Raw genomic sequence first — 25753 nt, forward strand, 5'->3', positions numbered from 1 at the left:
TCTCCCGCGGGTGTTTCTTTTCATTGGATGAATGTGTCAGGCCGCGCGAGAAAATGCTCGACATCCGGTTGACCTGCCGATCGTACCGCGGCTTCGGCGTTGCCCTGTGTGAACGAGTTCACATGGTTTCCGCCGGCCGCTCACATGGCCGTGACGTGGGTTCGCCGAACCATCGGGCCCCAGCGAGAGCAAGCTCATCGGCATCGGGGGCGCCATCACTGGCCCATGCGACGAAGCCGTCAGGGCGGACCAGCATGGCGCTCAAACCGAGCCGATCCTTCGGCTCGCCTGCGATATAGGCGATCCGATCACCCCAGCGGCTGGCAAGCACTTGCAGCTGCGCATGCGCGTCGAAATCCAGCAACAGGCCTTTCGCTGGCCTGAGCCGTTCTCCGACCGTCGTGCCGTCGGAGAGCTCGAAATCGGGAGCACTGCGGCCGACCAGCGGATGGCTGCCGCCGAGATCGTAGCGCAGCGCGACGCCGCGCACGCGACAGGCGAAATAGGTTGCACCGTCGCGGGTCGCGATGAGATCGTGCATGATGGCATGGAGCGCGCGGGCGCTTGGCGTCGGCCGCATGATCGCGACCTGCGCGCGCGACCAGTCGAGAATCTGCGCGCCGATCGCGTGCCGCTCTTGCGAATAGGTGTCGAGCAGATCTGCGGGCGCGTGGCCGCCGATCGTCGCGGCCAGCTTCCAGCCGAGGTTCATGGCATCGCCGAGACCGAGATTGAGGCCCTGGCCGCCCAGCGGCGAATGGGTATGCGCGGCGTCGCCCGCGAGCAGCACACGCCCCTTGCGATAGCACGTGGCCTGCCGCGCGCGGTCCGTCCAGGTGGCGGCCAGGCGGAGCGCGGTGATGGTGACGTCGGTGCAGGAGACGCGGCGCAGGACATCCTGCACATGCTCGCGTGTGATCGGCGCGCTGCGGTGGAACGCGCCGCCGTCGAAATCGACCATCGCGATCGTGCCCGGCTGCGCATAGGTGTACATGCCCGTGGGCGTGTAGTTGCGGCCGGGTTTGAGTTTCTCCGGATCGGCCAGCTCGACGTCGATGGAATAGCCGGTGAATTCGGGGTCGGTGCCGACGAAATCGAATCCGCAGATTTTGCGCACTGCGCTGCGGCCGCCGTCGCAACCGACGAGCCAGCGACCGAGAAACGTTTCTCCCCCCGCCTGCACGGTCACGTCGTGGTCCGCGGCGGCAATGGCGGTGACGCCGAGACCGCGCCGGATGTCGACACCCATGCCGTCTGCGCGCGCAGCGAGCGCGGATTCGAGCGTGTCCATGTCGACGGCGACATTGGCATCGGCTGGCGTCGACAGGCGCCAGGGCCACTGCGCGGCGTCGACGTCCTCCTGATAGAACTGGAGGCCGGCGAAATGACCGGCGGGCCGGCGCGTCTGCTGCATCCAGTGCGCGGCACTCTTGATCGCACCCGACGTCGCGCGCTGCGCGGCCGGGATATCGTCAAGCAGACCGCGCCGGTGAAAGGCTTCCGTCGTGGGCAACGTCAGGCCGCGCAAGCCGAACAGAAGCTGCTTCAGCGCCGAGTACGGATCCGCTGCTTGTTCCAGCACCAGCACCGAGAGACCGCCGAGCCGCAGCTCGCAGGCGAGAAACAGGCCGACCGGTCCGGCACCGGCAATGACGACGTCGTAGATATCGAGGGATCGGGTTTGCATGAGACGCTCCTGTGGTCGATGTTCGACCGGAGCGTTCCCTGAGATGCGAGAATCACACGGACGAACGATTGAGCGCCTGCGTGGCGCCCGATGTTCGTCGCGGGGATCTCGGCACAAGGCCAAAGACCAGAGCTTCCGTTACCGAAAGGACTTGGGCTTACCAGACCAAGTCTGCCTTTTCCGACGGGGCCTCTATAGTTTCGTCGCGATGGATGCGCAACAAAAAAGGCACGGCGCTTTGGGCGCCGTGCCTTTCGTTGGTTCAGGCGTTTGGATCAGCTGTAGATCTCGAACAGGCCGGCGCCGCCCTGGCCACCGCCGATGCACATGGTGACGACGCCCCACTTGGCCTTGCGGCGGGCGCCCTCCTGCAGCAGATGGCCGGTGAGACGGGCGCCGGTCATGCCGAAGGGATGGCCGATCGCAATCGAGCCGCCGTTGACGTTGTACTTCTCGGGGTCGATGCCGAGCTTGTCGCGCGAATAGAGGCACTGGCTGGCGAAGGCTTCGTTGAGCTCCCAGAGATCGATGTCGTCGATCTTCAAGCCGTGACGCTTCAACAGCTTCGGCACGGCGAAGATCGGCCCGATGCCCATCTCGTCCGGCTCGCAGCCCGCGGCTGCCCAGGCGACGAAGCGGCCGAGCGGCTTGAGGCCGCGCTTCTCGGCGTCCTTGGCTTCCATCAGCACCACGGCGGCGGCGCCGTCGGAGAGCTGGCTGGCGTTGCCGGCGGTGACGTACTTGCCCGGGCCCTTCACCGGCTCGAGCTTGGCCAACCCTTCCAGCGTGGTTTCGGGGCGATTGCACTCGTCGCGGTCGACCACGTAATCGACGATGCTCTCGGCCTTGGTCGCCTTGTCGACCACCTTCATCTTGGTCTTCATCGGGACGATCTCGTCCTTGAACTTGCCGGCCTGCTGGGCGGCCGCCATGCGGCGCTGCGACTCCAGCGAATACTCGTCCTGGTATTCGCGGCTGAGCTTGTAGCGCTCGGCGACGATGTCGGCGGTGTCGATCATCGCCATGAAGATGTCGGGCGCGGTCTTGAGCAGTTCGGGATCAACCCACTCCTTCGGCGAGCCGCCGCCGGGGATCGAGATGCTTTCGACGCCGCCGGCGACGATGCAGTCGGCGCCGTCGGAGCGGATCGAGTTCGCAGCCATCGCGATGGTCTGAAGCCCCGAGGAGCAGAAGCGGTTCACCGACACGCCGCCGGTCGACTTCGGCAGGCCCGCAAGCAGCGCGGCCTGGCGGCCGATGTTCGGTGCGCCATGGGCGCAATTGCCGAGATAGCAATCCTCGACATATTCCTTGTCGACGCCGGCGCGGTCGACCGCGTGGTGAATGGCGTGGGCCGCGAGCGACATCGGCGGGGTGATGTTGAACCCGCCACGGCCGGACTTGGCCAGGCCCGTGCGCGCGTAGGAAACGATGACGGCTTCACGCATTGTTTTCTCCCTTTGGCAAAAAGCGTTCTGGGCGCCATTGGTACACAAAGTTCGGCAGCCTTGGGAGACATAAAGCGCCGCGCGGCATCAACAAAAACGCCGCCCCTCGCGAGAAGGGCGGCGTTGTTCCGCACGTCGGAATATATGATGGGCGTCATTCCGTGGGGCGCGCGCCCCGCGGACACCTCAGAACGTCAGCGCCTTGACCTGCTTGACTTGCGGCAGCGCCTGCACCTTGGCGAGCAGGTCCGCCGGCACCGCGCCGTCGACCTCGACCAGTGCGATGGCATCGCTTCCGGGCGCGACGCGGCCGAGATGGAAGGTGGCGATGTTGATCTTGGCATCGCCGAGCAGGCTCGCGAACTGGCCGATGAAGCCCGGCTTGTCCTCGTTGGTGATGTAGAGCATCGACTTGCCGAACTCGGCATCGACACGGATGCCCTTGACGTCGACCAGTCGCGGCTTGCCGTCGTGGTACACGGTGCCCGAGACCGAGCGCTCCTGGCGCTCCGTCGCCACCGTGACCGTGATCAGGCTCTCATAGTCGCTTTGGGCGGCGCGGACGATCTCGTCCACCACCATGCCGCGCTCCTTGGCGACGACCGGCGCGGACACGACATTGACCTCGCCCAGCATCGGCCGCAGCAGGCCCGACAGCACCGCTGACGTGATCGCCTTGATCTTCATCTCGGCAACGTGGCCCTCATAGGTGATCTCGACCTTGAGGATGCCGCTCTCGGTGAGCTGGCCGGCGAACGAGCCGAGCTTCTCGGCGAGCGTGATGAACGGCTTCAGCTTCGGCGCTTCTTCCGCGGTGATCGAGGGGAAGTTCACCGCGTTCGAGATCGCGCCGGTGAGCAGGTAATCCGACATCTGCTCGGCGACCTGAAGCGCGACGTTCTCCTGGGCTTCCGTGGTGGAGGCGCCGAGATGCGGCGTGCAGATCACGTTGGGATGGCCGAACAGCACGTTGGTATTCGCGGGCTCCTCGACGAACACGTCGAAGGCGGCGCCTGCGATGTGCTTGGCGTTGAGCGCATCGACCACGGCCTGCTCGTCGACGAGACCGCCACGGGCGCAATTGATCAGGCGCACGCCCTTCTTCATCTTGGCGATCGCGGCCGCGTCGATGATGTTCTTCGTCTTCTCCGTCAGCGGCGTGTGCAGCGTGATGAAGTCGGCGCGCTTGAGCAGGTCATCGAGGTCGACCTTCTCGACGCCGATGTCCTTGGCGCGCTCCGGCGACAGGAAGGGGTCGAACGCCACGACCTTCATGCGCAGGCCAAGCGCGCGATCGGCGACGATCGAGCCGATATTGCCGCAGCCGACCACGCCGAGCACCTTGCCGGTGATCTCGACGCCCATGAAGCGGTTCTTCTCCCACTTGCCGGCCTGGGTCGAGGCGTCGGCCTGCGGGATCTCGCGGGCCAGCGCCAGCATCAGGGTGATGGCGTGCTCGGCGGTCGTGATCGAATTGCCGAACGGCGTGTTCATCACGATGATGCCCTTGGCGGTGGCCGCAGGGATTTCGACGTTGTCGACGCCGATGCCGGCGCGGCCGATCACCTTGAGGTTGGTGGCCTTCTCCAGGATCTTGGCGGTCGCCTTCGTCGCGGAGCGGATCGCGAGGCCGTCGTAATTGCCGATGATCTCGGCGAGCTTGTCCTTGTCCTTGCCGAGGTTGGGCTGGAAGTCGACCTCGACGCCGCGGTCCTTGAAGATCTGAACGGCAGCGGGCGAGAGCGCGTCGGAAATGAGAACTTTGGGTTTGGTCATGAGGTGTGTCCTTCACCGTCCCTAAGGGAGGATCGGCCCGAGGGCCGGAAAATGCGTGAGTGACTTGGAAGCTTCTCTCCCTCTCCCCGTTCTTACGGGGAGAGGGTTGGGGTGAGGGGCAGCCACAGGCGAAGTGCTCGCGGAGAGAGCCCCTCACCCGGATCGCTCAGGCGCGCAATTGCGCTGCCGGCGACCCGGCCTCTCCCCGTAAGAACGGGGAGAGGCGAAGAAAGAAAAACTCAGGCCGCCTTGGCGAGCTGGGCCTTGGTCTCGGCGAAGGCCCAGTCGATCCACTGCGTCAGCAGCTCGACATCCTTGGCCTCGACGGTGGCGCCACACCAGATGCGCAGGCCTGCCGGCGCATCGCGGTAGTACGCGAAGTCGTAGCCGGCGCCTTCCTTCTCGACGAGCGCGACCAGCTTCTTGGAGAACTCGGCCTGTGCGTCCTCCGAGAGCGAGGTGATCGCGGGATCGGTGAACTTCAGGCACACCGAAGTGTTGGAGCGGATCGCAGCGTCCTTGGCCAGGAAGTCGATCCAGGGCGTCTTCGCCTTCCAGTCGGCGAGCACCTTGGTGTTGGCATCGGCGCGACCGATCAGGGCCTTCAGGCCACCGATCGACTTTGCCCAGTTCAGCGCATCGAGATAGTCCTCGACGCACAGCATCGACGGCGTGTTGATGGTCTCGCCGACGAAGATGCCTTCGTTGATCTTGCCGCCCTTGGTCATGCGGAAGATCTTCGGCAGCGGCCAGGCCGGCTTGTAGGTCTCGAGCCGCTCCACCGCGCGGGGCGACAGGATCAGCATGCCGTGCGCGGCTTCGCCGCCGAGCGCCTTCTGCCAGGAGAAGGTGACGACATCGAGCTTGGCCCAGTCGAGCGGTTGCGCGAAGGCGGCCGAGGTCGCGTCGCAGATCGTGAGACCTTCACGGGTCGCGCTGATCCAGTCGGCATTCGGTACGCGCACGCCGGAGGTGGTGCCGTTCCAGGTGAAGACGACGTCGCTCTTGGGATCGACCTTCGAAAGGTCGGGGATTTCACCGTAAGCCGCGTTGAGCTTGGTGACGTCCTTGAGCTTCAATTCCTTGACGATATCGCTGACCCAACCCTCGCCGAAGGATTCCCAGGCGAGCGTGGTGACAGGCCGTGCGCCCAGCAGCGACCACAGTGCCATCTCGACCGCGCCGGTATCGGACGCCGGCACGATGCCGATGCGATAATCGGCCGGCACTTCAAGCACTTCGCGCGTCAGATCGATCGCGAGCTTGAGCTTGGTCTTGCCGACCTTCGCGCGATGCGAACGGCCGAGCGCTGCGTCCTTGAGATTTTGGGCGTTCCAGCCGGGGCGCTTGGCGCAGGGGCCGGAGGAGAAATGCGGCACGTTCGGCCGCGAAGCGGGCTTCGCTACAGTCATGATCTACCCTTCCAGATAGTAAGCCTCCCGTTGGGGGGAGGTGTCCCGCCGCGGCTGATACGGGAATCGGGAAGGATCGTCAAGAAACTTCCGGCGGCTCACGGCGGCGTGAGGGCAATTCCGGCACGATATCGGGGGATTCCACCGCGGCGAGCGCGTTCAGCAAGTCCGTGGCATCGCTGATCAATTGCGCTGCGCGCCGACGGCTGCCGACTTTCAAAATGCATTTGTCATTGGCCTGCACAACGTAGTCGTTGCCGACCTTGATCATCGAATAATTTGTCATCGAAATCCCCGAACCGACCGAGCCCGGTGTCCTGACGTTGCGTAGCACCGTTCGTTCCCCGATCAACGTGAACGACGAACGGGTAGTTTATCAGCTGTTAAGATGAACGAATGCGCGATCCGATTTCGCTGATCATGCAACGCTCGCATTCACCTGCCTCAAAACGCGCCGCTTCAAAAGCGGACAGTCATGCCGGCGTGACTGAGTGAAAATCCGAGACGCTTGTAGAAGCGCTGCGCGTCGACGCGACTCTGATGCGTCAGCAATTCGACCAGATTGCAGCCGCGCGCTTTGGCTTCCGCGATCGCCCATTGCACCAATTGTTCGCCGATGCCGCGGCTGCGGCAATCGCTGGCGACACGGACATCCTCGAGCAGGCCGCGAATGCCGCCCTGCGAGCTGATGCCTGCGAGCACCGCGAGCTGCAGGCAGCCGACCACCCTGCCCTCGCTCTCGGCAACCACGAGCGTGAGATTTTGGTCGCGCTCGACGCGCTCGAACGCCTGATAGTAGACGGCCGGAAGCGGATCCTCGAGGCGCTCGCGGGCGCGGCCGAGATGATCGTCGGCGAGCATCGCCACGATCGCGGGAACGTCCTCGCGGCGCGCGGGACGGATCGAGACGGATTTGTCGTTCATCGAGAAAACTCCAGGACTCAGCGCGAGGAACTCAGCGCGCCGACGGAAGACCAAGATGGGCCTCGGTCTCTCCGATCCAGCGACGGATCGCGGCATAGCGGCCGAGATCAAAGCCGCCTTCATGCGCGAGCCGGGTATAGGCGAGCAGCGAGACGTCGGCGAGCGAGACCTCATCGCCCGCAAAGAAGCTGACGGCGGCGAGATGCGCCTCCATGCGGTCGAGCGCCGCATAGCCACGCTTGACCTTGTCAGGATCGAGCTCGGAGACATCCTTGCCGAGATAGACCAGCTGGAAGCGGCACACCGCGATATAGGGCTCGTGGCTGTACTGCTCCCAGAACAGCCATTCGTCCATCTTGGCTGCGGCGAAGGCATCGCGCGGAACGAGCGCGCTGTCGCGGGCGAGATAGCGGATGATGGCGTTGGACTGTGCGAGCGTGCGGCCGTCGTCGAAGGCGACGGTCGGCACCTGGCCGGCGCCGTTCATCTTCAGGAATTGCGGCGTGCGCGTCTCGCCCTTGCGGGTGTCGATCTCGATCCAGCGATAGGGCAATGCGAGCTTGTCGCAGACCCACTTCACCTTCAGACAATTGCCGGAATTGCTGTCGCCGTAAATCTGCATCGCTGCCGCCCCGCATCTGGCGACAGAGCATCAGGACGCGGCCGACCTGTCAACCGCGGCGCAGCAAAGCCGCGTCAGAACTTGTAGCCGAGCCCGACGCGCGCGTTGTTCAGCGTCACGGAGGTGTTCATGACGGGCGAGAACTTCACGTATTCGTATTCGATCCGCGCAAACAGACCGTTCCAGATGCAGTATTCGAGGCCGAGGCCGGCGACCCAGCCCACCGCGAACGCGTTGGTTCGATGCTGGCTCTGCGTCTGCGACTGCGCAGGAACGGCATATGTCGTGCTCGTGGTCGTGGTGGCGCCACCCGCGCCCGTCGTCGTCACGATCTGGGTCAGCGTCACATCGCTCGTCACCGTGCGGGAAACGTCCATCCGGCCGATGGCAGCGCCGGCGAAGGCGTAAGGCATGAAGTCGCCTCCGTCCCAGCCCACGCGTCCGCGGAGCGAAATCATGTCCTTGACCTTCGCCGCGGCGGTACCGGTCAACGTGACGTTATAGTTGTCCGTCGTGCCGGTGGGCGGGTTGTCGCCGGCCGGATTGGTGATGATGAGCGAGTTGGAGCCCGACGTCGACGTGGCGAGGTTGTTGAAGTAGCTGTAGGTGCCCTCGAGACCGAGAATGGCATCGTACCATTGCCAGTTGCGGCCGACGAAGGCGCCGAAATTCGTGCTCTGCGTGTTGGTCTTGTTCATGAGCGACCAGCTCGCGGTCGGCTGCTGCAGCACGCTGTCGCGGAAGATGAAGTTGGTCAGGCCGACGACGCTCTGGCTGAAATCGGTCGCGTTGGTCGTGTAGCCGCCATTGACGCCGACATAGGCGCCATCCCAATTGTGGGACGTCGTGGACAGGCCGTCGGTGAAGCCGCCGCGCAGGACGGGCAGATCCGGCATGTCGGCCGCGTGTGCGGCGGACACAGATCCCAAGGCCGCCACCACCACCCAAAGCCTACGCATTGCAACGCTCCATCGAACTCCGAACTCTTGAGCGTGATCATCGCCTGTTAACCTTAACCAATGGTTGCGTCTGACGTTTTCGTCGCCACGCGCCATGAAAAATATGCAAAGCAAAACGGCGCGGGATGATCCCGCGCCGTTAAGAGAAGTTAAGCGATGAAGCTTGCGATCAGCCCTTGGTGACGAGCGGCGGCGGCACGTAGGCCGGCGGGCTGTTGAGCTCCCAGCGCACGCCGAGCTTCACGTCGTTCGAGGTGATGTTCTTGATCTTGATCGTGGAGGGGCCGGAAATGCTGCCATCAAACGCGCGGAAGTTGCCGGGCGCAGCGTCGCCGAGATTCATGTAGCTGTAGGCCAGTTCGACGGTGAACCCGGGATTGACCTTGTAGGCGAGACCGGCATGTGCGGCCCATGCGAAGTTCCACTTACCGTTGGTGTCGAAATAGGTGACGCTGTTGGACAGCGCGCCGGCGGTGTAGCGAACGCCGTTGTCCTGGAAGCTCGAGAGCTGGTTGTAGGAGCCGCCGACACCGGCGCCGATGAACGGCGTGATGCACCACCACGTGCCGAGATCGACATAGGCGTTGGCCATGACGACCCACTCGGACTTGCTGCCGGTGTAGGTGTTGGCTTCGACGTCGGCCGCGCCGAGGGCAACGCTCTGCGAACCGTGCAGATTGGACTTGCCGCGGTACTGGCCGGTCACGTCGGCGCGGAACCAGTTGTTGAAGCGATAGCCGACACCGACGTCGAACAGCGGCGAGGAGTCGAAGCCAAGGCCGGCGGTCGTGGTCGGGAACGTCGCCGACGTCGCGCTGTCGATGCTCTTTGCGGTCTGGTTGGTCATGCCGATGTCGCCGCGCAGATACCAGCCACCGAAGTCGGCAGGCGGAGCGGGCGGCGCGTACATGGGGGGCGGAGCCGCGATCGGCATATCGGCGGCAAACGCCATCGACGAGATCAGAGATGCCGCACCCGCGGCAAGGAGAGACTTAACGCTACGCATTGGCTTCGTCCTTATGGCCGGTGAGACAAAATGCAGATGCCTCACGTTCTGGAAACTCACGGGCGGACGATGGCAGCAAATGCTTAAGCGCCACTTAACCCTAATTTTTAAGGTTGATATTTTCTCACCGCACACGCGGATGCGGTGCGAGCGTTGCGAAAATGCCGCGCCAAAGCGGCGTCTTCGCCGCATTTCCTAACGATGTATGAAGCCGCAATGCAGCGAAGGAAGCTTTGTTAACGCTTGTGCTGCGGCAGCTTGGGCAGGAACACCGCAAGCAGCCCGATCGCCGGCAGGTAGGCGCAGACCTGGTAGACGAACTCGATCGAGGTGTGGTCGGCGAGCTTGCCGAGCACGGCCGCGCCGAGGCCGCCGATGCCGAAGGCGACGCCGAAGAACACGCCGGAGATCATGCCGAAGCGATGCGGCACCAGCTCCTGCGCGAACACGATGATCGACGACGTCGTCGAGGAGATGATCAGGCCGATGACGACTGATAGCACCGCGCTCGCGTAGAGCCCCGCATAAGGCAGCGCCAGCGTGAACGGCAGCGCGCCGAGGATCGAGATCCAGATCACGATCTTGCGGCCGAAGCGATCCCCGAGCGGTCCGCCGAGAAACGCACCGACGGCGTTCGCCGCCAGGAAGATGAAGAGGTACATCTGAGCGGCCTGCGTCGACACGTTGAAACGGTCGATCAGGTAGAAGATGTAGTAGCTCGACAGGCTCGAGACGTAGAGCTGTTTCGAGAACAACAGCGCGACGAGCACGGCAAGCGCGACCCCGACGCGGCGCGAGCTCGGCGCATCAGCATGAGCCTGCGCGACCACTGCCTTCTTCGCCTTGATCTGCGGCTCGTACCAACGGCCGATGCGCCAGAGGATGACGATGGCGAGGAACGCGATCGACGAGAACCAGGCGATGCTGCCCTGCCCGAACGGCACCACGATGAGCGCAGCAAGCACCGGGCCCATCGATGTGCCAAAGCTGCCGCCGAGTTGAAACACCGATTGCGCGAAGCCGTAGCGGCCGCCGGAGGCGAGCCGCGCGATGCGCGCCGACTCCGGGTGAAACACCGCCGATCCCAGACCGACCAGGGCTGCGGCAACCAGGATGACGAGATATTGGTGCGCGGCGCTGAGCAGCAGCAGGCCGAAAAAGGTCGAGGCCATGCCGATCGACAGCGAGTACGGCTGCGCCTTCTTGTCGGTGTAGTGCCCGACCACCGGCTGCAGCAGCGACGCCGTGAACTGGAACGCCAGCGTGATCATGCCGATCTGCGCGAAGTCGAGCGCGTAGGTGTCCTTCAGGATCGGATACACCGAGGCGATCAGCGACTGCATGGTGTCGTTGAGGAAGTGCGAGAAGCTGATGCCGGCGAGCACGATATAGGCCGGCCCCGCGACCGCCTTGGCAGCGGAGGGCGCAACGTCGCTGACGACGACGGGCTCGGTCAGCGTTTCCTCGGAGACGACGACAGGCTTGTTCAAGGGAGCATCCCGGCAGGCGCGGCGAACCACCGCATCTACTGGTTACGATGCGTGAGGCGGTGGAACCACCGCCAATCGCCCATGGCTGGGATGCATGGGTCTTACCCTATCCCCGAGTCCAGTCTCGTAGGGTGGGCAAAGGCGCACTTGCGCCGTGCCCACGATCTGTTCGATACGGCAACAGACGCGTGGGCACGCTTCCGCCTTCGCTCTTCGAGCTACGGCGGACAAGTCGCTTTGCCCACCCTACGACATCGGTGTGCTTGTTAGGCCGCCGCTGCCTGTCCCAGCGCGGAGACGATGGTGTCGACGACGTCCTCGACCAGGACGCGGTCCTCGCCCTCGCCCATGACGCGGATCACGGGCTCGGTGCCCGAGGAGCGGATCAGGAGGCGGCCATGGCCGTTGAGCCGCTTCTCGCCGTCGGAGATCGCCGACTGCACCTCGGACGCGTCGAGCGGCTTGCCGCCCTTGTGGCGAACGTTCTTGAGGATCTGCGGCAGCGGATCGAAGCGGTGGCAGACTTCGGACACCGGCCGGCGCAGCTTCTGCACCACGGCCAGCACCTGCAGCGCGGCCACGAAGCCGTCGCCGGTGGTGGCGTAGTCGGACAGGATGATGTGGCCGGACTGCTCGCCACCGAGATTGTAGCCGCCGGTCAGCATCTGCTCGAGCACGTAGCGATCGCCGACCGGCGTGCGCACGAGATCGAGCCCCTGCCCTTTCAGGAAGCGCTCGAGGCCGAGATTGGACATCACGGTCGCGACGATGCCGGGATGCGACAGCCGCCCGTCTTCCTTCCAGCTCTGCGCGATCACCGCCAGCAGCTGGTCGCCGTCGACGACATGGCCGCGTTCGTCGACCAGGATGACGCGGTCCGCATCGCCGTCGAGCGCAATGCCGATATCGGCGCGCATCTCGCGCACCTTCCGCGACAACGCTTCCGGCGAGGTCGAGCCGCAATCCTTGTTGATGTTGAAGCCGTCGGGCTCGACGCCGATCGGCACCACGTCGGCGCCCAATTCCCACAGCGCTTCCGGCACCACCTTGTAGGCGGCACCATTGGCGCAGTCGATCACGACGCGCAGGCCGTCGAGCGAGAGATCGCGCGGCAGTGTGCGCTTGGCGAATTCGATGTAGCGGTCATGCACGCCGTCGATACGGCGGGCGCGGCCCAGGCTCGCACTTTGCGCGAGTTTCTTGTCCATCGGCTCGTCGAGCAGCAGCTCGATCTGCTTCTCGACATCGTCGGAGAGCTTGAAGCCCTGCGGGCCGAACAGCTTGATGCCGTTGTCCTCGAACAGATTGTGCGAGGCCGAGATCATGACGCCGAGATCGGCGCGCATCGACTTGGTGAGCATCGCGACCGCCGGCGTCGGCATCGGGCCGACCAGCAGCACGTCCATGCCGACCGAGGTGAAGCCGGCGACCATCGCGTATTCGATCATGTAGCCGGACAGGCGGGTGTCCTTGCCGATCACGACACGGTGGCGATGCTCACCGCGCTGGAACGCGAGGCCCGCGGCCTGGCCGACCTTGAGCGCGAGCTCCGGCGTGATCAGTCCGTTGGCGCGGCCCCGAATCCCGTCAGTCCCGAAATATTTGCGGCTCATATCGTCCCCCACGCAACAACCAGGGATCCCCACGACAACTACCGGATGCCTTCTACGGCTCCGCCATCCCTGATTACGCTTGGGTCTTATAAAGCGTTCGCGGCTAACTTGGCTTCAAAAAATATGATGAATCATTACGGAACCAGGGCACGCTCTGCCCATAGTAACACATTGTTAACGCTACACTTTCTCCCAAAAGGCGGACCGAGCGGGAATTCCGGGCTAATCCGTTCGCTTGACGTGGCGGTCCCCGCGGCTCGGCGCCGGCTGGGTGACGTTCACCGGATCGGAGCCCGGAAAGGTCTCTTCCAGACCCTCCTCCAAGGCGTCCTCGAGGTCCTGCTTCTCCTTGATCTCTTCGGGCGAAGGTCCCGTGCGCGGCTTGGTCATGGCGCCCCTCTCGCAAACGATTTGGCTGTGCATCCAACCATGCTAGATGACCCCGAAACCTTCCGATGCAAGACTTTAAATACGAGACGGCCGGGGAACGTTCATGAAGCACATCACCTGTATCGACGATCTTCGCGCGCTGCATAAGCGCCGGGTGCCGAAGGCGTTCTTCGACTATTGCGATCGCGGTTCCTATGCCGAGGAAACCCTGCGCGCCAATCGCGAGGACATGCAGGCGATCAAGTTCCGCCAGCGCATCCTGGTCGACGTCTCCAAGCGCGACACGGCGACCACGATCCTCGGCGAGAAATCGACCATGCCGCTGATCCTGGCGCCGGTGGGCCTGCTCGGCATGCAACACGGCGACGGCGAGATCCACGCCTGCCGCGCGGCGCAGGCCGCCGGCATCCCGTTCACGCAGTCGACGATGTCGATCTGCTCGATCGAGGACATCGCCGCCGCCGTCGACAAGCCATTCTGGTTCCAGCTCTACGTCATGAAGGACCGCGGCTTCATCAAGGAGCTGGTCCAGCGCGCGATCGCGGCGAAGTGCAGCGCGCTGGTGCTCACCGTCGACTTGCAGGTGATCGGCCAGCGCCATGCCGATATCAAGAACGGCATGACGATCCCGCCTGAATGGTCGCTGTCGAAATTCATCGATTTCGCGACCAAGCCGGCCTGGGTCTCCGGCGTGCTCCAGGGCAAGCGCCGCACCTTCGGCAACATCGCCGGCCATGTGAAGAACACCGAGGACCTCAACCGGTTGGCCGAATGGACGGCGTCGCAGTTCGACACTTCGCTGAACTGGAAGGACGTCGCGTGGATCCGGAGCATCTGGCCGGGCAAGCTCATCATCAAGGGCATTCTCGACGTCGAGGACGCCGAGGAAGCGGCCAAGACCGGCGCGCAGGCGCTGGTGGTGTCGAACCATGGCGGCCGTCAGCTCGACGGCGCGCCGTCCTCGATCGAGGTGCTGCCCGAGATCGCCGACGCGGTCGGTGAGAAGATGGAGATCATGTTCGACGGCGGCATCCGCTCCGGCCAGGACGTGATGCGCGCGCTCGCGCTCGGCGCAAAGTCCTGCATGATCGGCCGCGCCTATGCTTACGGGCTGGGGGCCGGCGGCCAGGCCGGCGTCGCCAAGGCGATCGACATCATCCAGAAAGAGCTGCTCACGACCATGGGCCTGTGCGGCGTCAACCGGATCGACGAGATCGACGAACACATCATCGCGGAAGCGCCGTAGCGACGGCGGTGTAGGGGCAAAGCGCTGCCGCTACAAACGCTACTGTCGTCCCGGCGAAGGCCGGGACCCATAACCACAGGCAGTGGTTTGGCGAAGACTGGAAGTGGTTCAGCCTTCGCCCGGTACTGATACCTGCGACTATCGAAAGATCACGCGGTATGGGTCCCGGCGCCCCGTGCGCAATTGCGCACTAGGCCGGGACGACAGTGAGGATATAGCGGCAGCCTCGCCTCACATCGGCGGCGTAATTCCATCCCGGCCGACATTGACCCGGTTCGCTTCCAGCGTGCCGTCATCCTTCTTCGCCGCACCGAAGATGATCAGCTTGGCGCCGGGCTTGATCTCGGACTTGTCGCTCGCGACGAAGGTGACGATCGGGGTCTCCGGCGGCACCACGACTTTCTTCTCGCCGTCCTTGTATTTGACCGTGATGTTCTGGCCGTCGGTGCCCTTCACCGTCTGCGCCACGGTGGCGTTGGTCATGGTCGAATTGGCGCGGGCATCCCAGGGGCGGAAGCCTTCGGCGGCGCCGCGCTGGTTCTCCGGGAAGATGTGGACGGCAATGGCCTTCTGCGTGCCGTCGGGCTCGGGCATGGCGGTGACGCCGATATAGGAGCCCTCCTTGATCTCGGAGAGCTCGGTCTTCACCACCGCGAAGACGGCGACGTTGTCGGTCATCTTCACCTTCACGTCGGTGCCTTCGCGCGTCTTGATGCCGAGCGTGTTGCCGTCGACGCTTTCGATGGCGCCGCGGATGCGGACGGTCGGCGCCTGCTGCTGCGCCGAGGCGGTCGATACGGCGATAAAGGTCGCGAACGCTGCCACGACGGCGCGCGGCATCCATTTGGTCAGTGTCGGCATGGCCTTGTCCCTTCCAGGCATGTTGCGGCGATCACACGGCAAACCCCGTGCGACCGCCGCTATTCCCTGAATTCCTGATCACATCGGCGGGGTGAGGCCGTCGCGGCCGACATTGACGCGGTTGGTCTCGAACGAGCCATCCGGCAATTGCTTCATGAAGGCGATCACCTTGGCGCCGGCCTTCAGCTCGGACTTGTCGCCGGGCACGAAGGTCACCACCGGTGTCATATCGGAGACGAACACCTTCTTCTCGCCGTCCTTGTACTTCACCAGCAGCGTGTGGCCGTCATTGCCGACCACGCTCTCCGACACCGTCGCATTGGTCATGCTGGAATTGGGCTTGAGGTCATAGGGCCGCGAGCCTTCGCCGGTGCCGCGCATGCTCTCCGGAAACACGTGAACCTCGACGGCGTTCTCGCCGCCGTCCGGTCCCGGCACGGTGGTCGCGCCGACGAAGGAACCGACCTTGATGTCGGCGAGCGAAATCTTGGTGACGCCGGCCACGCGGACGTCGGATGCGATGTGGAGCTTGACGTCCTCGCCGCTGCGCGACTTGACCTGCAGCGTGTCACCATCGACGCTCTCGATCGTGCCGCGCACGCGGGTCGGCACCGGCGCCTTTTGCGCGACGGCAGCAAAGGTGGAAGCAGCCACCATCGCAGCAGCGATGAGCGGACGCGTGAAACTGGCACGTTGGATCGTCATGAATTGTCTCCGATTGTCCCCACGAATAGTGAACGCCGGAGACGGCGCACTATTCTCTCAAGTCTTTGTGAGATCGGCCTCGACCAGCGCGCGCAGCTCCGCGGTCACCTCGGGCCGCTGGCCGAACCACAGCTCGAAGCCGCGCACCGCCTGGTGCAGCAGCATGCCGAGCCCGTCGCCGGTCTTCAGCCCGCGGGCTTTGGCCGCCGCCAGCAGCGGCGTCACCAGCGGGACATAGACGAGGTCGGCAACGACGGCGTCTGCCGGCAGGTGCACCACATCGACCTCGAGCGCGGGCTGGCCGTGCATGCCGAGCGAGGTCGTGTTCACGAGAAGTTTTGCCCGCGGCAGGACGTCATTGATCCCGTCCCAGCCGAGCGGATGCACGTTCGGCCCGAATTGCGCGGCGAGCGCCTCGGCCCGCGCCACAGTGCGGTTGGCAAGATGAATGCGCTTGAAGCCGCGTTCGAGCAGGCCGAACACCACCGCGCGCGAGGAGCCACCGGCCCCCATCACCAGCGCTTCGTCGGCCCCGTCCCAACCGGGCGCGCTGGCGTCGAGATTGCCGAGAAAGCCCTCGACATCGGTATTGGTCGAACGCAGCTCGCCGTCGGCAAACCACAGCGTGTTGGCAGCGCCCACGGCCCGGGCACGTGCATCGGGGATCGAAAGCTCCAGCACGCCGACCTTGTGCGGGATGGTGACATTGGCGCCGACGAAGCCGCGCAGCGACAGCCGCAGCACGAAATCGCGCAGATCCTCGGGCGGAACGGCCTCGATGACATAGCCGCCTGCAATGCCGAGCGTACGCAGCCAGTAATGATGGATCAGCGGTGAGCGCGAATGCGCTGCCGGCCATCCGATCAAACAGGCTGCGGGCGGTTTGGTCACAATCATCGTCCCCTGAAACAGAGCGTGGGAGGCGATCCATTTCGCGTCCCGCAGGCGCTGTCAAGCGCGCGGGCGCCGCATCGCGGCAGCGACGATCGCGGCCAGCGCCAGCGCCGCGCCCGCGGCAAACCAGATCGCGGCGAGATTGATCCTCAGATAGGCGAGCGCTCCGGCTGCGGAGCCCGCAACCAGCGCCGCCCACAGCAGCAGGTTCGGCGCCCAGCCCCAGCGCGGTCCCCCGGTGAGGCTGACCGCGAGGAGCTGACCGGCCTTCACCAGCGCGCCCGTGACATAGGTGAGGCCGAGGCCCGCGCCGCCGTCGATCTGGAACACGGCATTCTCCAGGCCCATCGCGAGCACGATCCCCGTGATCGCGAGGGTTTGCAGGCCAAAGGCATGGCAAAGTCCGGCGCCGGCCAGCAGCGCTGCTTCGATCAGCAAGAGCCAGGGCTGCCGCTCGGTGCCGCCGCCGAGCACCACGAGGCTGCCGGCTGCGGCCGCCCGCCACGAACAGGGCGATCAGGCCAAGCGCGCCGGCGGCCTGCCACCACTGCGTCTCCGCCAGGCTGACGCCGAGGCGCGTGGAATTGCCGCTCATGAACGAGACGAACAGGCCGCCGAGATGCAGGAAGCCGATGCCATCGACATAGCCTGCCAGCATGCTGAGCGCGCATGCCAGCGCAATGTTGCGACCCGAATTGAGCATGTTGAAGACACCACCGCCGCGATGCGGCAGTGTCGGTCAAATCGGCGGGCTTGAGAAGTGCGCGACGTCAGCTCGCGAGAACCGCGGCTTCGCCGCCCTTGATGTCGGCGACCGCGCGCTCGATCGTCTCGCGATAATGCGCGTGCGGCTCGGTGACGCCATGGGTCTGCAGCGCTTCGCGGACGGAGGGCGAGGCGGCGGTGATGAACAGCTTGATGTCCTGGCGGTGCGCCTTGGCGGCGACGCGGCCGAGCACGTTGGCCGCGGTGGAATCCAGGAACGGCACCGCGGCGAAATCGACGACAAAGCCCTTGCGCTCGTCGGCGACGCCGTCGAGCACGTTGCCGATCGCCGACGCCGCACCGAAGAAGAACGCGCCGGTGATGCGATAGACCAGCACGTCGCGATCGACCGCGAGCGCGGGATCGTAAGGCACGCGCTCGCCATTGCCGTCATCGGGGCGATCGGCCGCGACCAGCGGCGAGCGCTCCTCGATGCCGGTCATCTCGGCCATGCGATGGATGAACAGCACCGCACCGAGCGCGAAGCCGACCAGAATGCCTTCGGTCAGATCGCGGAAGATCGTGAGCAGGAAGGTTGCCAGCAGCACGACGGCATCGCCCCAGGACGAGCGCAGCAGCGTTGCGAATTCGTGCTTCTCCGCCATGGTCCAGGACACCACGACCAGCACGGCGGCCAGTGCGGCGAGCGGGATGTAGCTCGCGAGCGGGGCTGCGACCAGCATGAACAGCAGCAGGAAGATGGAGTGCAGCATGCCAGCCAGCGGCCCGCGCGCGCCGGCGCGGATGTTGGTCGCGGTGCGCGCGATCAGGCCCGTGACACAGATGCCGCCGAACAGCGCCGCGCCGATATTGGCGGCACCTTGCGCCACCAGCTCGCAATTGGAGCGGTGACGACGGCCGGTCATGCCGTCCGCGACCACCGCCGACAGCAATGATTCAATCGCGGCCAGCAGCGCGAACGAGATCGCATCCGGCAGCACCGCTTTCGCCTTTTCGAGCGAGAACGCCGGCAGCGCCGGTGACGGCAATTCGCGCGGAATGCCGCCGAAGCGCGAGCCGATGGTTTCCACCGGCAGCGCGAACACCGCGCACACGACGGCTGCGAACACCACCGCGATCAGGATGCCGGGCCAGGACGGCCGCCAGATCCGCAAGCCGGCGATGATGGCGATGCTGGCGAGCGCGACGGCGACCGCCGACGGATTGATCGTGTGCAAGCCGCCGGCCAGCGCGACGAGCTTTGGAACGAACTCGCTCGGCTCCTTCCCCGCAAGCGTAATCCCCGAGAGATCGCGGAGCTGGCTCGAAAAGATGATCACGGCGATACCGGCGGTGAAGCCGACCGTGACGGGATAGGGAATGAACTTGATGTAGGTGCCGATGCGCAAGAAACCCGCGGCGATCAACACCATTCCCGCCATCATGGTGGCGAGGATGACGCCGTCGACGCCGTGCCGCTCCGCGGTCACGGCGACGAGCACGATGAAGGCCCCAGCGGGCCCACCGATCTGAAACCGGCTGCCACCGAGCAGCGACACGATGAAGCCGCCGACGACGGCAGTATAGAGCCCGCGGTCCGGCGTCACGCCCGAGGCGATAGCGATCGCCATCGACAGCGGCAGCGCGACGATCGCAACGGTGAGGCCCGCAAATATGTCGGCGCGGAAATCCGCGACGCCATAGCCTTCGCGCCAGACGGTGATGAGCTTCGGCAGATAGAGTTCGGCAAAGGTCGGCTGACGCAGCTGATGCAGCCCGCCTGCCCGCTCGCTGGTGATGCTCATGCTCCGCTGCCCCACAATGCTCAACTGCATCGTGCGGCCGCGATCGGACGCGACGGTGCATTAGTTCATCCTGATCCCGGACACGATCGTCGCGATCATGCCCCCACGCGGCGCGGCGGCCCCGGCTGCTTCAGGCGAACGCCCCGCCCGCCGCTGTCGCTGCGGGCCTGTTCGCCGATCAGCTCGACGCCGGCCCGGTCGAACGCCTCGACCACCTTGATCAAGGTCTCGACCACGCCACGCACATTGCCGGTGGACGCCTCCATCCGCTGGATGGTCGGCAGCGACACGCCGGCGAGCTCGGCCAGGGCTTTCTGGTCGATGCCAAGCAGCGCGCGGGCTGCCCGCATCTGGAATGACGTGATCACCTGGGCCTCACGTGTCAGGAGTTATAAGTGATATTCTATATATTGACAATGATGTATAATACATCACGAAACGGCGAACGCAAGCACTCTCACCGCCAATCCATCTGCCAATGAACCTGCCGTAGCTCCGTCATCCTGAGGTGCGAGCCGAGCGGCGCGGCGCGCCGTTCGGGGAGCCTCGAAGGATGTACGGCCACGATGCAGCCGGGCCGTCGCCCTTCGAGGCTCGCCTTGCTTCGCAAGACGAGCACCTCAGGGTGACGGTGATAGATGAGCGCCAAGCTCCTCTTCCGTCATCGCGAGCGCAGCGAAGCGATCCAGAAATCCCGCGATCGAGGCAGACTGGATTGCTTCGTCGCTTCGCTCCTCGCAGCGACGCGTGGAGCGGCTGCAGCACATCTCCTCTCCCCGCGCGAGCGGGAAGAGGAGCGGGAGAATGACCTCCTTCACAGAATCACGCCGCGTGTTGATGCGCGGCGATGATCTGGTCGGCGGCGCGGCCGGTGACTTCGGCCATGTGGTCGAACTGACGGGTGAAGCTGCCCGCACCTGCCGTTGCCGAACGCAGCTCGACGATGAGCTCGCCGATCTCGGCTTCCGGCATCATGGCGCGGACGCAGTCCCAGCCGCTCCAGCCGTCGCGGGTGTCGAAGCCGAGGATCTGACCGCGCCGCGCCGACAGGATCGCGTTGATCTTGGCGGTGGCATCGGTCGGACAGACGATCTCGACCACGTGGATCGGCTCCAGCAGCACCGACTGGCATTGCGGCAGGCCTTCGTTGAGCCCGACCCGCGCCGCCGTACGGAAGGCGAGGTCGGAGGAATCGACGCTATGATACGAGCCGTCGGTCAGCGTCACCTGCAGATCGGTCACGGGGAAGCCGAGCGGGCCGCGGGCGAGCCCGTCGACGACGCCCTCTTCCACCGCACCGATATAGTTGCGCGGCACTGCACCGCCGACGACCTTCTCGGCGAACTTGAAGCCTTCGCCGCGCGGCAGCGGCTTGATGTCGAGCACGACATCGCCGAACTGGCCGTGACCACCGGACTGCTTCTTGTGGCGGCCACGCTGGACGATCGGCTTGCGGATCGTCTCCTGGTAGCCGATGGCGGGCGGATGCGAGGCGATCTTGACGCCGAAGCGATCGCGCAGCCGCTCGCTCGCGACGCGTAAGTGCATCTCGCCCTGTCCCCACAACACGGTGTCGTGGGTCTGGGGATTCTGCACGACGACGAGCGACGGATCCTCCTCGTGCAGCCGCATCAACGCCTGGCCGAGCTTGACGTCGTCCTTGCGGTCGGTGGCCGCAACCGAGATGGCGAGCACCGGCGGCGTCGGTTCCGGGGCGGCCAGTCCGGCGGGCGGCGCCTTGCCGCTCGACACCGTATCGCCGGTCTTGATCGGATCGAGCTTGGCGAGCGCCACGGTGTCACCGGCTTCCGCCGTGGCACGCTTGGTGTCGTAAGCGCCGTTGACGGCGAGGATGCCGGAGATCCGGCTCGTTCCGCCGGAGGAGGATTGCAGCGTGGCACCGTCGTCGAGATGGCCGGCGAGCAGCCGCGTCAGCGACAGTTTTCCGCCGTGCTGCGAGTGCAGCGTCTTGAAGACGAAGCCGAGCGCGTCCTTGGTGGAGGGAGCGCCGAGACGTTTTGCGGTCTCCGCAATGCCGGGCGCCTCGTGGCGCAGCGCCTTCATCAGCCGCAACACGCCGTTCTCGCGCGCGGCAGCTCCGAGCAGGACCGGGCAGATCACGCCCTCGCGCAGCTCGCGGGCGAGATCGTCGAACACGGCATCGCGCGGCGGCTGGATATCCTCCAGCAATTGCTCCATCAGCGCGTCATCGTGATCGGCGAGCTTCTCGAGCATCGAGAAGCGGGCCTCTTTCTCGCGATCGAGATCGCCGCCTTCGAGCGCGACCACTTCGGATGCCTTGTGCTCGCGATAGACGAAGGCTCGTTCCAGCGCGAGATCGACAAAGCCCTCGATCAGCTCGCCCTTCCAGATCGGGATCTGGCGCAGCACCAGCGGCACGCGCGAGGCGGGCTGGAGCATCGCGAGCGTCTCGCGGATGCGCTTGTTGGCGCGGTCGATCTTGTTGAGGAACAGGAAACGCGGGATCTTCAGCTCCTCCAGCTCGCGCAGGATGATCTGAAGCTGCGGCAGCTTCTTCTCGTCGGCCTCGCAGACCACGATTGCGGCGTCGACGGCAGGAAGCGCGGCGCGCATGTCGTGGGCGAACTCGACGGAACCGGGACAATCCAGGAAGGTATAGCTGTCGCCCATGAAACTCGTGGTGGCGGCAGTAAGCCCGACGGTCATCTTGTGATGACGGGCTTCAGGCGTGGCGTCGCCGACGGAGGTTCCGGCGTCGACGCTGCCGGCGCGCGGGATTGCGCCCGTTCGCGCCAGGATCGCTTCGAGAAGTGTGGTTTTACCGCTTTGGAAAGGGCCCACCAGCGCAATGCACCGTGGACCTCGGGGACTTCTGACGTCTTGTCCCATTCGCCGCCTCCTTGGTGTGGAGCTCGGCCCATGATTGGGTCGGCAAACGCAGATGCTCTGCCCGTCCCCGAGATTTGGCAAGCATCAAACGTCGCTGCGGTGCGTCGTCAGTGAGATCAGGTCTTAACGGATGGTGTTCCACCTCTCGCCAGCGGAGAGAGGTGGAGCAGCACTACGATTGGCGCGTCTCAACGGCCCGGACGGAGTTCCAGGCTCTCGAGTCCGGCCGCAACGTTGAGGCCGACCTGGCCCTGCACGCTGAGCGGCTGAAGCGCGATCGAATTGTTGGAGCCACCGACCAGCACGTTACCGCCGAGGCCGACGCCGACCGAGGCGCTGCCCTGCGCGCCGGCATAATTGCCGGAGAGATCGCCGGGGCCGAGGCGGTTGACGGGTGCGAACACGCCCCAGGCAAGCGCCGTCTCCTGGGTGATGCCGAGGTCGATGCCGATTTTGCTGATCGTCGCGACATAGCGGTCGTCGGGCATGCCATCGACGCGCAAGACGCAGCCGAGATGGGTCACCGATCCGACCACGAAGCCGACGCTGGCGCCGCCACGGCATTCGAGCACGCCGACCTGCACCAGCCGCGACTGCGCGCTGGCGCCCGCAACGGAGGCAACGAGGCTGGCGGCCGTGAGTCCGGCAAGGAGGAGTGAGCGGCGCATGAAAATGTCTCCGGCGATGAATGTGATGCGGGCATTGGAGAAGCGCGGCAGGACGCCGCAGCACGGTCTATGCCACAAGTGGCGCGGACGTGCCAGATCGCGCGGACGTGAAAGAAAAAAGGGCCCGCGCTACGCGGGCCCTTTCGTGTCGGATCGTTACTGCGGGCTTAGCGCAGATTGCCGCAGAAGCGCTGGATGCGCTTGCAGGCGTCTTCGAGGTCCGAGGTCTTGGTCGCGTAGGAGATGCGGAAGGCCGGGCCGAGGCCGAAGGCCGAACCCTGCACCACCGCGACGCCTTCGGTCTCGAGCAGCTCGGTCACGAAGGTCTCGTCGTTGTCGATCACCTTGCCCGACGGCGCGGTCTTGCCGATCGTGCCGGCGCAGGACGGATAGACATAGAACGCGCCTTCCGGACGCGGGCACTCGATGCCCTTGGCCTGGTTGAGCATGGAGACGACGAGGTCGCGGCGCTCCTTGAACACCTTGTTGTTCGCGGGGATGAAGTCCTGCGGACCGTTCAGCGCTTCGACCGCAGCCCACTGCGCAATCGACGACGGGTTCGAGGTCGACTGCGACTGGATCGTCGACATCGCCTTGATCAGCTGCGCAGGACCACCGGCGTAACCGATGCGCCAGCCGGTCATGCAATAGGCCTTCGACACGCCGTTCACGGTGAGCGTGCGGTCGTAGAGGCTGGGCTCGACCTGCGCGACGGTGGTGAACTGGAAGTCGTCGTAGACGAGGTGCTCGTACATGTCGTCGGTCATCACCCACACATGCGGATGCTTGACCAGCACGTCGGTGAGCGCCTTGAGCTCGGCCCTGGTGTAGGCCGCGCCGGTCGGGTTCGACGGCGAGCACAGGATGACCCATTTGGTCTTCGGCGTGATCGCGCGCTCGAGCGCATCGGCCTGGAGCTTGAAGCCGGTCGCGGCGGTGCAGACCACCGACACCGGCTCACCGCCGGCGAGCGCCACCATCTCGGGATAGCTGACCCAGTACGGCGCGGGGATGATCACCTCGTCACCCGGATTGATGGTCGCCATCAGCGCATTGTAGAGCACCTGCTTGCCGCCGGTGCCGACGATGATCTGGTTCGGCTTGTAGACGACGCCGTTCTCGCGCTGAAATTTGCCGATGATGGCTTCCTTCAGCTCGGGGATACCGTCGACCGCAGTGTACTTGGTCTTGCCGGCTTCGATGGCGTGGATCGCCGCCAGCTTGATGTTGGCGGGCGTATCGAAGTCGGGCTCGCCGGCGCCGAGGCCGATGACGTTGCGGCCCGCCGCTTTCAGCGCGCGTGCTTTATCCGTGACCGCGATGGTCGCGGACGGCTTCACACGGTCGAGCGCAGCAGCAAGGAAGGCCATCGTCATCTCCTGACAAGCGTCGTGAACCCTTTGGCCTCACGACTCTGATTGTGGGAATGCAGACACCCTAAAACGTGTGCCGCTGCATCGCAAGAAACTTCGGCCCGATCTCGAAAAAGTTTACGGGTTCGGAGCGTTTCAAGGCGCGATTTCCCGCAATTTTCCGCAACTTTGCCGGGCAAACCGCTCATATCCCGCAAGGCTTGTCCTCGGAGCAATTTTGAAGCCGCTCAAGTGCCACAAGACTGACGGCGGGCTGACGCGCGAGGCCAGCGACCGATCGTCAGCGGGTGGCGAGATCGCGACCCGTCACCGCTTCGCACACGATCGCGCGACGCGACTTGTCGCGCACGTTGACGCAAGCGTGATCTGATTTGCGGCGGGACACGAACATGATCTTCCGCAGCGTTGCAGTGCGGTAGGGTTTTCGAGTTTTTCTATAGGTCAGCCCTTGCGGCGGATTCGCATCGGCATCATTGTTTAGCCGCGGTGCGGGGCAACAAGCGCTGCGCCTTTCCGTCCTTTGCCGTCCCTTGGAATCGAACTCCCAGAATGTACAAGCTCTATTCGATGCAGCGCTCGGGCAACAGCTACAAGGTCCGCCTTGCGCTGGCGCTTTTGAACGTGCCCTACGAACCCATCGAGGTGGACATTCTGCGCGGCGAGAGCAAGACGCCGGACTTCCTGTCGAAGAACCCGTCCGGACAGGTGCCGCTGCTCGAGGTCGGCGACAATCGCTATCTCGCCGAGTCCAACGCCATCTTGTGGTACGTCGCCGTCGGCACGCCGCTCGCGCCTGAGAACCGGATCGACCGCGCCGAGGCGCTGCAATGGATGTTCTTCGAGCAGCACGCGCTCGAGCCCAACATCGGCGCGGCGTATTTCTGGCTGTCGCTGGTCAAGGGCGGCCGCGACCTGCAGACCCACGCGCTGGAGGACTGGATGGAGCGCGGCTATGGCGCGCTCCAGGTGATGGAAAACCACCTCAAGACCAACGCCTATTTCGCCGCCCGCCAGCTCACGGTCGCCGACATCGCGTTGTACGGCTACACTCACCTCGCCGACCGCTGCGATTTCGATTTGGCGCCCTTCCCGGCGATCCGGGACTGGCTGAAGCGCGTCGAGGCCGCGCCCGGCTTCGTGGCGATGGACTGGCGCCCCGCCGACATCGACGACTCCGCCAGCATTGCCGCCGGGGTCTAAAAACCGGTGCGGCGTTAAGGAATAGCGGGCATTGCGTTAACCTTTGCCCCAATCCTGCCGCTTTCAGCGCGACCGCTGCCCCAATATTGCCGGTTGAA

At 64.9% G+C, this 25753-nt stretch carries 22 protein-coding genes and 1 pseudogene; 2 read left to right on the forward strand and 21 right to left on the reverse strand.

Features of this window, described 5'->3' with window-relative positions:
* Positions 1-118: 118 nt before the first annotated feature.
* From NLM31_RS38135 to NLM31_RS38190, 12 genes are all read right to left on the reverse strand, one after another.
* Positions 119-1687 (reverse strand): FAD-dependent monooxygenase, encoded by a 1569-nt coding sequence (locus NLM31_RS38135; RefSeq protein WP_254195588.1) that lies wholly within the window; start codon positions 1685-1687, stop codon positions 119-121.
* A gap of 275 nt (positions 1688-1962) precedes the next feature.
* Positions 1963-3135: an acetyl-CoA C-acyltransferase gene (locus NLM31_RS38140; RefSeq protein ID WP_254134315.1), complete on the reverse strand. Its 1173-nt coding sequence runs from the start codon at positions 3133-3135 to the stop codon at positions 1963-1965.
* A gap of 186 nt (positions 3136-3321) precedes the next feature.
* Complete coding sequence (gene serA, locus NLM31_RS38145) at positions 3322-4911, reverse strand: phosphoglycerate dehydrogenase (RefSeq protein WP_254134316.1); 1590 nt, start codon at positions 4909-4911, stop codon at positions 3322-3324.
* A 239-nt stretch (positions 4912-5150) separates the two neighbouring features.
* Positions 5151-6323, reverse strand: coding sequence for a phosphoserine transaminase (locus NLM31_RS38150; protein WP_254195589.1), 1173 nt, complete (start codon positions 6321-6323; stop codon positions 5151-5153).
* Between the two features lie 79 nt (positions 6324-6402).
* Entirely contained in the window at positions 6403-6657 is a 255-nt protein-coding gene (locus NLM31_RS38155; RefSeq protein WP_254134318.1) for a hypothetical protein, read from the reverse strand.
* Positions 6658-6782: 125 nt separating this feature from the next.
* Positions 6783-7247 (reverse strand): GNAT family N-acetyltransferase, encoded by a 465-nt coding sequence (locus tag NLM31_RS38160; protein ID WP_254195590.1) that lies wholly within the window; start codon positions 7245-7247, stop codon positions 6783-6785.
* 31 nt (positions 7248-7278) lie between these two features.
* Positions 7279-7869 carry a glutathione S-transferase family protein gene (locus tag NLM31_RS38165; protein WP_254134320.1) on the reverse strand — a complete coding sequence of 197 codons (591 nt, stop codon included), beginning with the start codon at positions 7867-7869 and terminating at the stop codon, positions 7279-7281.
* 74 nt (positions 7870-7943) lie between these two features.
* Positions 7944-8828: an outer membrane protein gene (locus NLM31_RS38170; protein ID WP_254134321.1), complete on the reverse strand. Its 885-nt coding sequence runs from the start codon at positions 8826-8828 to the stop codon at positions 7944-7946.
* A 169-nt stretch (positions 8829-8997) separates the two neighbouring features.
* Positions 8998-9834 carry an outer membrane protein gene (locus tag NLM31_RS38175; RefSeq protein ID WP_254134322.1) on the reverse strand — a complete coding sequence of 279 codons (837 nt, stop codon included), beginning with the start codon at positions 9832-9834 and terminating at the stop codon, positions 8998-9000.
* 236 nt (positions 9835-10070) lie between these two features.
* The gene (locus NLM31_RS38180; protein WP_254195591.1) at positions 10071-11324 is read right to left on the reverse strand and encodes an MFS transporter; all 1254 of its coding nucleotides are present in this window, start codon (positions 11322-11324) and stop codon (positions 10071-10073) included.
* A gap of 266 nt (positions 11325-11590) precedes the next feature.
* Positions 11591-12937 (reverse strand): phosphoglucosamine mutase, encoded by a 1347-nt coding sequence (gene glmM, locus NLM31_RS38185; protein WP_254134324.1) that lies wholly within the window; start codon positions 12935-12937, stop codon positions 11591-11593.
* A gap of 222 nt (positions 12938-13159) precedes the next feature.
* Positions 13160-13327: a hypothetical protein gene (locus tag NLM31_RS38190; protein WP_254134325.1), complete on the reverse strand. Its 168-nt coding sequence runs from the start codon at positions 13325-13327 to the stop codon at positions 13160-13162.
* Positions 13328-13430: 103 nt separating this feature from the next.
* Here NLM31_RS38190 and NLM31_RS38195 point away from each other — a divergent pair, with 103 nt between their 5' ends.
* On the forward strand, positions 13431-14573 hold the full coding sequence (locus NLM31_RS38195; protein WP_254195592.1) for an alpha-hydroxy acid oxidase: 1143 nt from the start codon (positions 13431-13433) through the stop codon (positions 14571-14573).
* Between the two features lie 231 nt (positions 14574-14804).
* Here the strand turns inward: NLM31_RS38195 and NLM31_RS38200 are convergent, their stop codons facing one another.
* From NLM31_RS38200 to NLM31_RS38240, 9 genes and pseudogenes are all read right to left on the reverse strand, one after another.
* Positions 14805-15434, reverse strand: coding sequence for a hypothetical protein (locus tag NLM31_RS38200; RefSeq protein ID WP_254195593.1), 630 nt, complete (start codon positions 15432-15434; stop codon positions 14805-14807).
* Positions 15435-15512: 78 nt separating this feature from the next.
* Positions 15513-16139, reverse strand: a complete 627-nt coding sequence (locus NLM31_RS38205; protein WP_254195594.1) for a hypothetical protein — start codon at positions 16137-16139, stop codon at positions 15513-15515.
* 57 nt (positions 16140-16196) lie between these two features.
* On the reverse strand, positions 16197-17036 hold the full coding sequence (locus tag NLM31_RS38210) for a shikimate dehydrogenase (RefSeq protein ID WP_254195595.1): 840 nt from the start codon (positions 17034-17036) through the stop codon (positions 16197-16199).
* A gap of 54 nt (positions 17037-17090) precedes the next feature.
* Positions 17091-17736: pseudogene (locus NLM31_RS38215) on the reverse strand (YoaK family protein).
* Positions 17737-17803: 67 nt separating this feature from the next.
* Entirely contained in the window at positions 17804-19543 is a 1740-nt protein-coding gene (locus tag NLM31_RS38220; RefSeq protein WP_254195596.1) for a SulP family inorganic anion transporter, read from the reverse strand.
* Between the two features lie 95 nt (positions 19544-19638).
* Positions 19639-19911: a helix-turn-helix domain-containing protein gene (locus tag NLM31_RS38225; RefSeq protein ID WP_254134331.1), complete on the reverse strand. Its 273-nt coding sequence runs from the start codon at positions 19909-19911 to the stop codon at positions 19639-19641.
* A 454-nt stretch (positions 19912-20365) separates the two neighbouring features.
* On the reverse strand, positions 20366-22414 hold the full coding sequence (locus NLM31_RS38230; RefSeq protein ID WP_254195597.1) for an elongation factor G: 2049 nt from the start codon (positions 22412-22414) through the stop codon (positions 20366-20368).
* A gap of 188 nt (positions 22415-22602) precedes the next feature.
* Positions 22603-23082 carry a DUF992 domain-containing protein gene (locus tag NLM31_RS38235; RefSeq protein WP_254134333.1) on the reverse strand — a complete coding sequence of 160 codons (480 nt, stop codon included), beginning with the start codon at positions 23080-23082 and terminating at the stop codon, positions 22603-22605.
* 167 nt (positions 23083-23249) lie between these two features.
* The gene (locus NLM31_RS38240) at positions 23250-24452 is read right to left on the reverse strand and encodes a pyridoxal phosphate-dependent aminotransferase (protein ID WP_254134334.1); all 1203 of its coding nucleotides are present in this window, start codon (positions 24450-24452) and stop codon (positions 23250-23252) included.
* Positions 24453-25004: 552 nt separating this feature from the next.
* Here NLM31_RS38240 and NLM31_RS38245 point away from each other — a divergent pair.
* On the forward strand, positions 25005-25655 hold the full coding sequence (locus NLM31_RS38245) for a glutathione S-transferase family protein (RefSeq protein ID WP_254134335.1): 651 nt from the start codon (positions 25005-25007) through the stop codon (positions 25653-25655).
* Positions 25656-25753 lie beyond the last annotated feature (98 nt).

Origin of the sequence: Bradyrhizobium sp. CCGUVB4N (assembly GCF_024199945.1) — a bacterium.
Classification (GTDB): domain Bacteria; phylum Pseudomonadota; class Alphaproteobacteria; order Rhizobiales; family Xanthobacteraceae; genus Bradyrhizobium.

Excerpts from the sequence above, each read along its gene's own strand:
- glmM (WP_254134324.1), bottom strand. The coding sequence starts at position 12,937 with ATGAGCCGCAAATATTTCGGGACTGACGGGATTCGGGGCCGCGCCAAC.
- serA (WP_254134316.1), bottom strand. The coding sequence starts at position 4,911 with ATGACCAAACCCAAAGTTCTCATTTCCGACGCGCTCTCGCCCGCTGCC.
- NLM31_RS38140 (WP_254134315.1), bottom strand. The coding sequence starts at position 3,135 with ATGCGTGAAGCCGTCATCGTTTCCTACGCGCGCACGGGCCTGGCCAAG.
- NLM31_RS38205 (WP_254195594.1), bottom strand. The coding sequence starts at position 16,139 with ATGACGATCCAACGTGCCAGTTTCACGCGTCCGCTCATCGCTGCTGCG.
- NLM31_RS38195 (WP_254195592.1), top strand. The coding sequence starts at position 13,431 with ATGAAGCACATCACCTGTATCGACGATCTTCGCGCGCTGCATAAGCGC.
- NLM31_RS38160 (WP_254195590.1), bottom strand. The coding sequence starts at position 7,247 with ATGAACGACAAATCCGTCTCGATCCGTCCCGCGCGCCGCGAGGACGTT.
- NLM31_RS38240 (WP_254134334.1), bottom strand. The coding sequence starts at position 24,452 with ATGGCCTTCCTTGCTGCTGCGCTCGACCGTGTGAAGCCGTCCGCGACC.
- NLM31_RS38190 (WP_254134325.1), bottom strand. The coding sequence starts at position 13,327 with ATGACCAAGCCGCGCACGGGACCTTCGCCCGAAGAGATCAAGGAGAAG.
- NLM31_RS38165 (WP_254134320.1), bottom strand. The coding sequence starts at position 7,869 with ATGCAGATTTACGGCGACAGCAATTCCGGCAATTGTCTGAAGGTGAAG.
- NLM31_RS38220 (WP_254195596.1), bottom strand. The coding sequence starts at position 19,543 with ATGAGCATCACCAGCGAGCGGGCAGGCGGGCTGCATCAGCTGCGTCAG.
- NLM31_RS38235 (WP_254134333.1), bottom strand. The coding sequence starts at position 23,082 with ATGCGCCGCTCACTCCTCCTTGCCGGACTCACGGCCGCCAGCCTCGTT.
- NLM31_RS38175 (WP_254134322.1), bottom strand. The coding sequence starts at position 9,834 with ATGCGTAGCGTTAAGTCTCTCCTTGCCGCGGGTGCGGCATCTCTGATC.
- NLM31_RS38230 (WP_254195597.1), bottom strand. The coding sequence starts at position 22,414 with ATGGGACAAGACGTCAGAAGTCCCCGAGGTCCACGGTGCATTGCGCTG.
- NLM31_RS38135 (WP_254195588.1), bottom strand. The coding sequence starts at position 1,687 with ATGCAAACCCGATCCCTCGATATCTACGACGTCGTCATTGCCGGTGCC.
- NLM31_RS38170 (WP_254134321.1), bottom strand. The coding sequence starts at position 8,828 with ATGCGTAGGCTTTGGGTGGTGGTGGCGGCCTTGGGATCTGTGTCCGCC.
- NLM31_RS38150 (WP_254195589.1), bottom strand. The coding sequence starts at position 6,323 with ATGACTGTAGCGAAGCCCGCTTCGCGGCCGAACGTGCCGCATTTCTCC.
- NLM31_RS38210 (WP_254195595.1), bottom strand. The coding sequence starts at position 17,036 with ATGATTGTGACCAAACCGCCCGCAGCCTGTTTGATCGGATGGCCGGCA.
- NLM31_RS38245 (WP_254134335.1), top strand. The coding sequence starts at position 25,005 with ATGTACAAGCTCTATTCGATGCAGCGCTCGGGCAACAGCTACAAGGTC.
- NLM31_RS38200 (WP_254195593.1), bottom strand. The coding sequence starts at position 15,434 with ATGCCGACACTGACCAAATGGATGCCGCGCGCCGTCGTGGCAGCGTTC.